The following is a 9872-nucleotide window of genomic DNA, read 5'->3' as shown; positions in this document are numbered from 1 at the left end:
CGTTCTTATCTACAGTGAATAGACAGCCTCTCAGATGACGCTATATGGTGCATTTCCGCCCCTTCTATGCGGTTTTGACGGAAGTAAGGTCGTCTGTGTCCGTTACAATTTGAACAGGCCCCATTTTTGCGAAATAGCGACTGTGGTGTCCGTTACGATCAGCCTTTACTTCACTGCGCTGCCGTCCACAATGAATCGACCGCCTCCTGCTGTCTGTTAGATTTTTCGACCGTTTTAATCTGCTCATGAAACCTAAGAAACTTTCCTGTTTTTCCACAAGTCTTACAGTTGCATCATTTCCTAACCAATAAAAAAAGGGCGACATCTTTATGTTTTCTTCCCTTTGCGGGAAAAATCGAAAAAGATGTCTACCCTGCTCGCTAAAGCGGGGGCGATGTACTCGTATTTTCATACTCATTCGATCGCCTGGCCCTCCAAACGCACCATTGTACTCGTATTTTCAAACTCATTCGATCGCCTGGCCCTCCAAACGCACCATTGTACTCGAAATTTCATACTCATTCGATCGCCTGGCCCCCCAGACGCACCATTGTACTCGAAATTTCATACTCGTGCATGTCGGTCGTCATGACAGCCTGCTTACTAGCCGCCCGTCCAATCCCCGAATTATCCTTTGACGGCGCAGTAAGTTACATTCCGAGATATAGAGCCCAAGTAGAAAAACCGCCAGGGATAAGCTGCCCTAACGGTCCTTTGCGTTCGAGTTTGGCCACATAGCGTGCACTTCGTGCACTTAACGGGCTTGCCGCATACGTATATTGTACGAATAAGGCTCTTGCCTCATCTTCATTGTGTATTTTCGCTCAAATGACATACGGTTTGTGAAAATATCCAAGGGCGCACGCCAGCATCCCCCTATGTATTCAAGCCGCGCGCGTCCACCTTCAGCATGCGCTCCAGCTTCCCGCCCCGCACTCCGATCAATTCATCACGCAAATTAACCACCGTACAGCAGTGATTTGGAATAATCGATATGACATCGCCGATACGCAGCGAGCAATCGTCCGGTACTGCCAATATGCCGTGCTCTTCACTGAGTCTCTCGACGAATATTTCGGGATAATCAGGCAAGTAACCATAACCTTTGCGATGGACGCTAACATCGCTGGTCAATGTCTTGGAGCCTGCGTCCACAATGAGGGCTCCGGGACGAGGCGCGCTTACGACCGTGGCGTGAATGCGCATAGCGCACTCCGATTCGTCGATCAGCCCGGGAAACAACTGCGAGCCATCGCCAAATACATAAGCGCCCGGACGCATTTCGGTAACACCCGATAGCTGCTCGACAAACTTCGAAGTCGGAGTCGACCCCACGCTAATCTCGGGCACCTCCAGCCCTCTTTCCCGGAGTATTTGCTGAGTTGCAAGTAATGCTCCCGCCTCGGCAAATGCAACTTTTCTCGCTCCCTCTGCATCCCCGCAGCCATAAGAATGGCCTGCGTGCGTCATCAACCCTTTTACTTCAACGCCTGGCAGAGCGCTAATTTGAATCGCGAGCTCGGCCGAAGGCAGCCCGGGCTCCAACCCGCAACGATTGAGCCCCGTATTGATATCGAGATAGAGCGGAATTCTTATGCCCGCAGCGACGCCGACATCCGATATTCCACTTGCAGCCTCCACGCTGTCTACGCTAACCGTTACACGGACGCCACGCTCAATCAATGCGGCCAAACGCTTCAGCTTGCCTGCGCCAACCAAAGGAAAAGCGATCAGGATATCGTCGATTCCGCCATCAGCCATCACTTCCGCTTCCCCAAGCTTGGCCACCGTAATGCCTACAGCACCATATTCGATTTGTTTCCGGGCAATCCACACGCTTTTATGCGTTTTAATATGCGGACGCAGATTTACCCCCGCTTTGGCGGCAAGCTCCGCCGTTCGTTTTAGATTGGCATCCAGAATATCAAGATCAATCGCCACCGCCGGCGTCTCCATTTGCTCAATTCGCATAGCCTTGTCACTCCTCACTGATTGTGGACATGAACCAATTCGCCGTCGAGGAACACTTTGCGGACTTGAATATCTTCGGTTACAAAAATCAAATTGGCCCGCTTCCCCTTCTCCAGGCTTCCCGCTTCATGATCGATTCCAATAACCTTCGCGGGGTTCAGAGACGCCATCTTGAACAGATCAGCCATGCCGACGCCCGTGTGGCGCTTCATGTTATAAACGGCGCGATCCATCGTAAGCAAACTGCCGCCGAGCATATAGTCCTCTGCCTGGGCTGGGGAAAATTCGGTTCTCTTGATAAGATTGACATCGACGGAAGCGTCATTTATGCCAGTTCCGTCCATCGCATCCGTAATAATGATAACTTTATCCGCCCCTTTGACCTTCAGGATAAATTTGAGCATTAGCGGGCGAACGTGGCGGCCTTCGCTGTCGGGAATAACCTCGGCGTACATCTCGTCGCTGAGCAGAACCGCTTCATCAACGCCGACCTCCCTCGTTCCGGCATAGCGGGAGGGGGACGGAGTGGTGCCGCTTGCATTTGTACAATGGCAGCCGATGCGAAGTCCGTATGGCACACTGTCCAGCACCGTCTCCGCAGCGGCTTCCGAATGGCCAACCGAAAATGCGATGCCATAGCGCGAGGCCTCCTCCATAAATTGCCTCTGCCCCTCCAGCTCGGGAGCCAGCGTCCATACTTTGATTTGATCGCCCGCCACTTTGAGAATTTCCCGATACTCCGCCGGATTCACCGGACGAATCGGGGATGTAATCGCCCCGTACTTCGGATTAATATAAGGCCCTTCCATATGAATGCCTGCTATCGAGCGGCCGTAAGCTTTTGTATCCATCTGCGCTCGCAGTATCCTGCGCAGCCCCTCCGCTATCTGTTCCTCCGATTCATTATACGAGAAGGTTGGCAAAATCGACGTCGTACCATAATTCAAATGAAAGCGGGCAAACGCGGCAGGATTCTCGAAGGACCAATGGCCGCCGCCGCCATGACAATGAATGTCGACAAACCCCGGAGCTACATAAAGCCCTTCGGCATCAATCAGCTCCGCATCCTCAGACGGCGTCAGATCGCGCGCCTCGCCGCAAGCGACAATTCGTCCTTGATCGAACCAAACGACTCCCTCATCGATCAAGCCGTGCGGTGTAACGACTTTTGCGTTAACGATTACTTTCATCCTCGCTCTTCCCCCATGGATATAATCAATTTTAAATTGAAGACAGCTTAATAAACTGGCCCCCGTCAACAACCATCGAATGCCCTGTCATATAGGAGGAATCGTCCGAAGCAAGGTACAACGCAGCGGCGGCTATTTCCTCGGGATTCCCTATCCTGCCCAATGGAATCGTCTTCAAATATGGCTCGATCGCCTGCGGAATATCGATTAGGGGCTGGGTCAGCCGCGTATGTATAAATCCCGGACAAATTCCGTTCACCCTGATGCCATGCGGCGCCAACTCCAGCGCCATGGACATTGTAAGCGAATTGATTCCGGCTTTCGAAGCGTTATAATGCACTTGATCCCCTTCAGCGGCCAAGCCGTTAACGCTGGATATATGAATAATCGAACCTTTGCCTTGCTTTATCATTTCCCGAGCGACGGCCTGCGCGCACAGAAACGTCCCTTTCAAGTTAACGTCGATGTGCAAATCCCAATCCGCTTCCTCAATATCAAGGAAAGGCGCGGGCTTGCAAACTCCGGCACTATTGACCAGCGTATCGATCGGTCCGAAAGCCGCAACAGCCTCCGCTGCCATCCGCTCAACATCCGCCTTGCTCCGAACATCGGCCAATACGGCTATCGCCTTGCCTCCGAAATCGAAAATGGACTGCACCGTTTCATCCAATGCCTTACGTTCATTCCCTGACACTGTCACCCTTGCGCCCTCGCGCGCAAATCTGTACGCAATAGCCTGGCCAATGCCGCTGGAACCGCCTGTCACGAGAGCATGTTGATTTAAAAGTCGCATAAGCCCCTCCTGATAAGTTGAAACAAATAGGATTTACAACCCGAAACGGGTGTGATATGTTTTGATTATAAAACCTTGGTTTCAAAATAGCAAAACAAATGTTTTGATGCCAAATGGGAGGTTACTATGAAACTGCTAACTTTTAATCAAGATGGCCAGCTGAAGCTTGGAATCGCCACACCGCAAGGGGTGCTGGACGTCTCGCAAGCAATCGACGCGCTCGGCCGGCAGGACGCCAACATCCCCGCCACCGTCATGGAAGCGATTGCAGGCGGCGATGACTCGATCGACAAGCTCCGCAAGCTTGTCGATCAAGCGCTCGAAGCTTCCGAGCGTTCCGCTCTATTCCTGGACGAGACGGAGCTAACGCTGGGACCTTGCGTAACGCATCCTAACAAAATCATTTGCGTCGGACTAAACTACCGCAAGCACGCGGAAGAAACAAATGCGCCTATTCCGCAATTCCCGATTCTGTTTAACAAATTCAACAACACGCTGACCGGTCATGGACATGACGTCGCTCTGCCCAGGGTCTCCTCGAAAGTGGACTACGAAGCGGAGCTTGTCATCGTCATCGGCAAGGAAGCCAAGTATGTGGACAAAGACAGCGCGCTTGATTACGTATTCGGTTATGCTTGCGTCAATGACTTATCCGCCCGCGATCTGCAGCTTCGTACATCGCAATGGCTGACAGGCAAGTCCTGCGACGGCTTCAGTCCGCTTGGCCCTTATTTGGTCACCGCCGATGAGACTGGAAATCCGAATGATCTGGAAATTCGCTGCACCGTTAACGGAGAGATCAGACAAAACTCCAATACCGCCGATATGATTTTCCATTGCGACGAGATTGTCAGCTATATTTCGCAATATATGACGCTCGCGCCGGGAGACATCATTTTGACCGGAACCCCGGAAGGCGTAGTGCTCGGATACCCCGAAGTAAAGCAAGCATGGCTGAAGGACGGCGATATCGTTACCGTTGAAATCGAGAAGTTAGGCAAGCTGACCAACCGCATGGTAGCGGAAGCAAGGCTGTAGAAGTAATCCAAAACTTAAGGAGAGATGCACGATGTCCCAACAAATTCATACAAGCGACGCACCCGAATTTCCCCTTCCGTTCTCGCAAGCGCTGCGCGCCGGCGATTTCGTATACGTATCAGGCCAGGTTGGCGTCGATCCAAAGACGCGCCAGGTAGTCGGCCATACGATCGAGGAACAAACGGAGCAATGCTTGCGCAATATCGAAACGATATTGAAGGCTGCAAACTTAACGCTCGATCATGTCGTGAAAACAAACGCAATTGTATCGCATCTGGAAGATTTCCCCGGGTACAATCAAACGTATGAGAAAATAATGAATCGGCCGTTCCCTGCGCGCACCTCGGTGCAAAGCGGCATTGGCAATTATTTGGTCGAGATCGACGTAATCGCCTACGTCCGCTCGATCCGAGGGGAAGCCGAATGACCCTGCGAATTGCGGTTGCCGGAATTCTCCATGAAACGAATACATTTGCTCCCGGAATGACCGGACTTGAGCATTTCAAGAGCGAGAGCGTCAACGGACTTGACGCCTTTCTTCTTCGCTATGGCGGCACCCGCACTTCAATGGGCGGCGTTATCGATGCGGCCAAGCGGCATGGCGTCGAGCTGACACCCGGCTTATATACCGCAGCTACGCCAAGCGGCATGGTGGAAGCGGCGGCAGCCGACGTTCTAATCAACAATGTCGTGGATTCCATTGACAGCGATATATCCGGCCTCGTGCTCATTATGCATGGAGCGATGGCGTCCGAGCAGTACGACGATCTGGAAGGCGAATGCCTCAGACGGCTGAGGGCGAAGCTTGGCGACAGGCTGCCGATCGCCATGACCATAGATCTTCACGGCAATGTGAGCAAAGATATGGTTCGGCTTGCCGATGTCATTGTCGGCTACGATACTTATCCTCATGTCGATATGCACGAAAGGGCGGAAGAAGCGTTCGATCTGCTTGTTCGATATATACGGGAAGAAATCAGGCCAACAAGGTCCTATGGCCACACGGGCATGCTCGTCGTTCCGCAAGCGATGATGACCGAAACCGGAAGTATGAAAACAATAATGGACCGCGCCTTCGAAATCGAATCGGATCCGCAAGTTTTGAACGTAACCGTCGCGGGCGGGTTTCCATACAGCGATGTCCCGGATGCGGGAATGTCCTTTATCGTAACCGCCGACAACGATCAGCAACTGGCGGATCGTTATGCGGCCGAACTGGTTCAGCTAACAATCGATCTGAAGGAAAGCTTCGGCCTTGACCACCTGTCCCCTGACGAAGCAATCGCAGCCGCGCTTGCAGAATCGTCAGGCCCCGTCATTCTTGTGGAAGGCTCGGATAATGTCGGAGGCGGAGCGCCTGCGGACGCCACCCATACTCTCCGACAATTGGTCGGTATCCGGGAGAGGGCATTAATCGTAATTAGGGACGAACAAGCGTCAAGCATCGCATTCGAGCTCGGCGTCGGCTCGATCTTCCAAGGTCCGGTCGGTGGCAAGAGCAATCTCTTACATGGCGAACCCGTCGAAGTAACCGGGAAGATCCGCTTGCTGTTCGACGGCCAATATCGCCACGTCGGCGCGTATATGACGGGACAGCTTGCTTTCATGGGCAGAACAGCGGTTGTCGAGTGCGGACAACTAACGATTGTCCTAACGGAGAAACGCGTGGCGCCATGGGATCTGGGCCATATTCGCTATGCCGGGCTTTGGCCGGATGACTTCAAAATAATCGTCGTCAAATCCGCAATCGCTTGGCAAACGGCATTCGGTGCATTCGCCAAATCTGTTATATACGTTGATACTCCAGGCTGCTGCAGCGCCAATCTCGAGCATTTTCATTATGAGCGCGTATCCAAGCCGATTTATCCTTTCGATCCCGAGCCACAACCGAGGTTTATGTAAAGGTAGTTCAAAACTATAATTATAGGGAGGAATCCTGTTGTCATTAAATGTAGAGAAATCCAAGCAAATGCTGCTCGAATCCCAAAAATATTTGGCGGGAGGCGTAGCCTCGACACTTCGCGCTTCGATGAAGCCGACGCCGCTATTCGCGGAGTCGGGAAGCGGTTCCCGGGTACGCGACGTTGACGGCAATGAGTATATCGATTACTTGCTTGCTTACGGGCCGCTCATCCTTGGTCATGCCCATCCCGCGATGGCAGAAGCGATGAATGAAGCAACGAAACGCGGATTCACTTACGGATTGCAGCATGATGGCGAGATTAAACTGGCGAAGCTGCTGACCGAGTTGCTTCCGTGCGCCGACAAAGTCGCGCTAAGCGGCTCGGGCACCGAAGCCGTCATGCTGGCGCTTCGATTGTCCAGAGCGTATACCGGCAGAACGAAAGTCGTCCGGTTCCACGGTCATTTCCACGGCTGGTCCGATGCGATATTCACTTCCTTCCCGAGCCCGGATATGAAGCAATCCTCCTCCGCCCGAAGCTCTTTGGCTTCCGCTCCTCCCGGAACAGGAGGTCAGAGTGAGAACAGCCTGCAGGACATTATTATGCTGCCTTGGAATGACATCGAAGCTTTCGAAGCGCTGATTGCCAAGGAAAAGGACAGCATCGCTGCCGTTATTACCGAACCGATTATGTGCAATAACGGTTGTATTGGGCCGAAAGCCGGTTATTTGGAACGTATACGCGAGCTGACGGAGCAAAGCGGCATCGTTATGATTATGGATGAGGTCATTACCGGATTCAGGCTGGGCCTTGGCGGAGCTCACGGCAAACTGGGCTTGAAACCGGACCTGGTAACGATAGGCAAGGCGCTGGGAGGCGGCTTCGCCATTAGCGGCGTTGCCGGCAAAGCCGACATTATGGCGCTGATCGAAAATGGCACCGTAGGCCATCTGGGCACGTTGAACGGCAATTTTGCCGCCACATCCGCAGCTCTCGCCGTTCTGCGCGAGCTTGGCAAGGACAACGGAAGCAGCTTTCCGCGAATGGAGCAATTGTTCAACAGATTAGTAGCCGGCCTTCGCGAGCTATTGAATAAACATGGCATCCAAGGACTTATCAACCAGGCGGGACCCGTCTTCCACTTCATGTTTACGGAGGAGAAGAAGGTCGAAGACTTCGACACCTTCAATAAGCGCGATGCCGCCAAATACAGCCGATTTGCCGAGCTGATGCTGGAGGAAGGCGTACTTGTGCGCCCCAGCGGATTATGGTATATTTCTACCGTTCATACCGAAGCGGATATCGAAACTACTATACAAGCGGCGGATCGCGCTTTGGCGAAGCTGGCGCATTAATAAGTTTATAGCGGCAAACGGAGGTAGTATCAGTTGAGTAAAGAAATAGAGGTTAAAAATGAGCGGTATACGATTCAATCGATAGATAAGGCGCTCGACTTGCTGGAACTGCTCTCGGAGCACGGTTCGCTTAGCCTGATCGAGATTACCAATCTTCTCGAGCAGCCCAAATCGTCCACCTTCCGCATTATTCTTACCTTGGAAAATCGGGGATTCATCAGCCGCAGCGATGAGGACGGCAAATATTGCCTTGGCTACAAGCAGCTCATGCTGACTCGAAATCTACTCGAACGAAACACGCTCCGTACTGCCGCATTGGCGGAAATGAAGACATTGTCCGAGCTATATGGCGATACCGTCAATTTGGGCGTCTTGGTGGATAACCAGGTGCTGTACATCGAAATCGTTGAAAGCACGCATGCGCTAAGAATGACCGATACGATCGGTTCCCGCTCGCCTTTTCACGCCACAGCGATGGGAAAAGCAATTGCCGCTCATATCCCGGAGGCGTCGGTGCGCGAACTGGTCAACACATGGGGCCTGCCGGTTATTACTCCTAATACGATTGATACAGTGGAGCAATTGTTGTCGGAACTTGAGCTTACTCGCAAGCAAGGTTATGCGCTGGACGACGAAGAAATCGTCGAAGGAGCTCGCTGCGTCGCGGCGCCGGTGTTCGATATGCATGGCCGTCCGATCGGCGCGATCAGCGTCTCCGGCGCCATGCACAGATTCAAGCAGGAGATGCTCCCGGAAATCTCGCGGCATGTTCGCGACGCGGCTTTGATCGCTTCCCAAAAGCTCGGGTATGAAGCTTAGATACGTTTTTTGTTGTTTAACTCCAATTCATCCGAATTCTTCCTTGCTATTTCCCGCTCGCTGCATTCCTGCAAAAGCAGGTACACAAAAAGGTTGGACGGAAAACTTCATACGTTTTCTCGTCCAACCTTTTTATTTTGGTGCCTTATTGCCGAACCGCAGTCCTCTTAAACTTCGGTTTCTTCTTCCGTCGACTCGGGCTCTGCTGCGCCGATGGACAGCTTGATCGAGATGTTTTTGCGCTCGCCCTTCAGGAAGTGCGCCAGGCGCTCAAGCTTGTCCGCAAGCTCGGCTCCGCTGAGCGTCGTATTAAGATGGTAATCGAAGCTGTCCGATGGGAGCTTCGCCGCCGACTGGGATCTCCAGCCAAGCTCGCCTTCCTGGTTCTGTCTGTTCATGAGCTGTTCTTGGGCAGGGTAGAACTTGTCGGATTTGTTTACGACCCGCTCGTAGATGCGAAGCTTCTTGAGCAGCATGTAATATTGGGCGGAATGCTTGAAATTCCAAGCCTCCCGGATATCTTTAAGCGTATAGTCCATCTTCCAGCGCTTCAGCTTTTCAACCTGTTCATCCGTCGTTAATTCCAGAAATTCGTCAAGCGGCAACATCTTCTCAGCCATGTTGGACCTCCAATATTAATATTCATTAGCACATCATACGCATATCTAATATTATTACAATAAAAAATATTTATTATATAAAAAATACCATAAAGTCTTGTTTAACACAACAATAAACCTTCCCGTAAATGTTATTACAACATTCGACAAGGAAGGCTATTGTTTATATCTTATGGCACATC

At 52.1% G+C, this 9872-nt stretch carries 9 protein-coding genes; 5 read left to right on the top strand and 4 right to left on the bottom strand.

What is annotated here, in order from left to right; translation table 11 throughout:
• Positions 1-876 precede the first annotated feature (876 nt).
• From B1748_RS34855 to B1748_RS34845, 3 genes are read right to left on the bottom strand one after another with little or no spacing between them, the layout of a single operon-like run.
• Positions 877-1971: an alanine racemase gene (locus B1748_RS34855; RefSeq protein ID WP_087572581.1), complete on the bottom strand. Its 1095-nt coding sequence runs from the start codon at positions 1969-1971 to the stop codon at positions 877-879.
• Positions 1972-1985: 14 nt separating this feature from the next.
• Positions 1986-3161 carry an N-acetylglucosamine-6-phosphate deacetylase gene (locus B1748_RS34850; RefSeq protein ID WP_087572580.1) on the bottom strand — a complete coding sequence of 392 codons (1176 nt, stop codon included), beginning with the start codon at positions 3159-3161 and terminating at the stop codon, positions 1986-1988.
• Between the two features lie 31 nt (positions 3162-3192).
• Entirely contained in the window at positions 3193-3954 is a 762-nt protein-coding gene (locus tag B1748_RS34845) for an SDR family NAD(P)-dependent oxidoreductase (RefSeq protein WP_087572579.1), read from the bottom strand.
• A gap of 126 nt (positions 3955-4080) precedes the next feature.
• Between B1748_RS34845 and B1748_RS34840 the strand changes: the two genes are divergently transcribed.
• From B1748_RS34840 to B1748_RS34820, 5 genes are read left to right on the top strand one after another with little or no spacing between them, the layout of a single operon-like run.
• On the top strand, positions 4081-4992 hold the full coding sequence (locus B1748_RS34840; RefSeq protein ID WP_087572578.1) for a fumarylacetoacetate hydrolase family protein: 912 nt from the start codon (positions 4081-4083) through the stop codon (positions 4990-4992).
• A 31-nt stretch (positions 4993-5023) separates the two neighbouring features.
• A complete protein-coding gene (locus tag B1748_RS34835; protein ID WP_087572577.1) occupies positions 5024-5419 on the top strand; it encodes a RidA family protein in 396 nt (131 codons plus the stop codon).
• The gene (locus tag B1748_RS34830; protein ID WP_256976127.1) at positions 5416-6894 is read left to right on the top strand and encodes a M81 family metallopeptidase; all 1479 of its coding nucleotides are present in this window, start codon (positions 5416-5418) and stop codon (positions 6892-6894) included. The genes B1748_RS34835 and B1748_RS34830 overlap by 4 nt, the downstream gene beginning before the upstream one ends.
• 37 nt (positions 6895-6931) lie before the next feature.
• Entirely contained in the window at positions 6932-8251 is a 1320-nt protein-coding gene (locus tag B1748_RS34825) for an aspartate aminotransferase family protein (RefSeq protein ID WP_256976126.1), read from the top strand.
• A gap of 33 nt (positions 8252-8284) precedes the next feature.
• Positions 8285-9070 carry an IclR family transcriptional regulator gene (locus B1748_RS34820; protein ID WP_087572576.1) on the top strand — a complete coding sequence of 262 codons (786 nt, stop codon included), beginning with the start codon at positions 8285-8287 and terminating at the stop codon, positions 9068-9070.
• A gap of 167 nt (positions 9071-9237) precedes the next feature.
• Here B1748_RS34820 and B1748_RS34815 read toward each other — a convergent pair whose 3' ends face one another.
• On the bottom strand, positions 9238-9690 hold the full coding sequence (locus tag B1748_RS34815) for a hypothetical protein (protein WP_087572575.1): 453 nt from the start codon (positions 9688-9690) through the stop codon (positions 9238-9240).
• Between the last annotated feature and the right edge of the window lie 182 nt (positions 9691-9872).

Origin of the sequence: Paenibacillus sp. MY03 (assembly GCF_002165585.1) — a bacterium.
GTDB lineage: Bacteria > Bacillota > Bacilli > Paenibacillales > Paenibacillaceae > Pristimantibacillus > Pristimantibacillus agaridevorans.
This window is presented reverse-complemented; position numbering and strand designations above follow the sequence as displayed.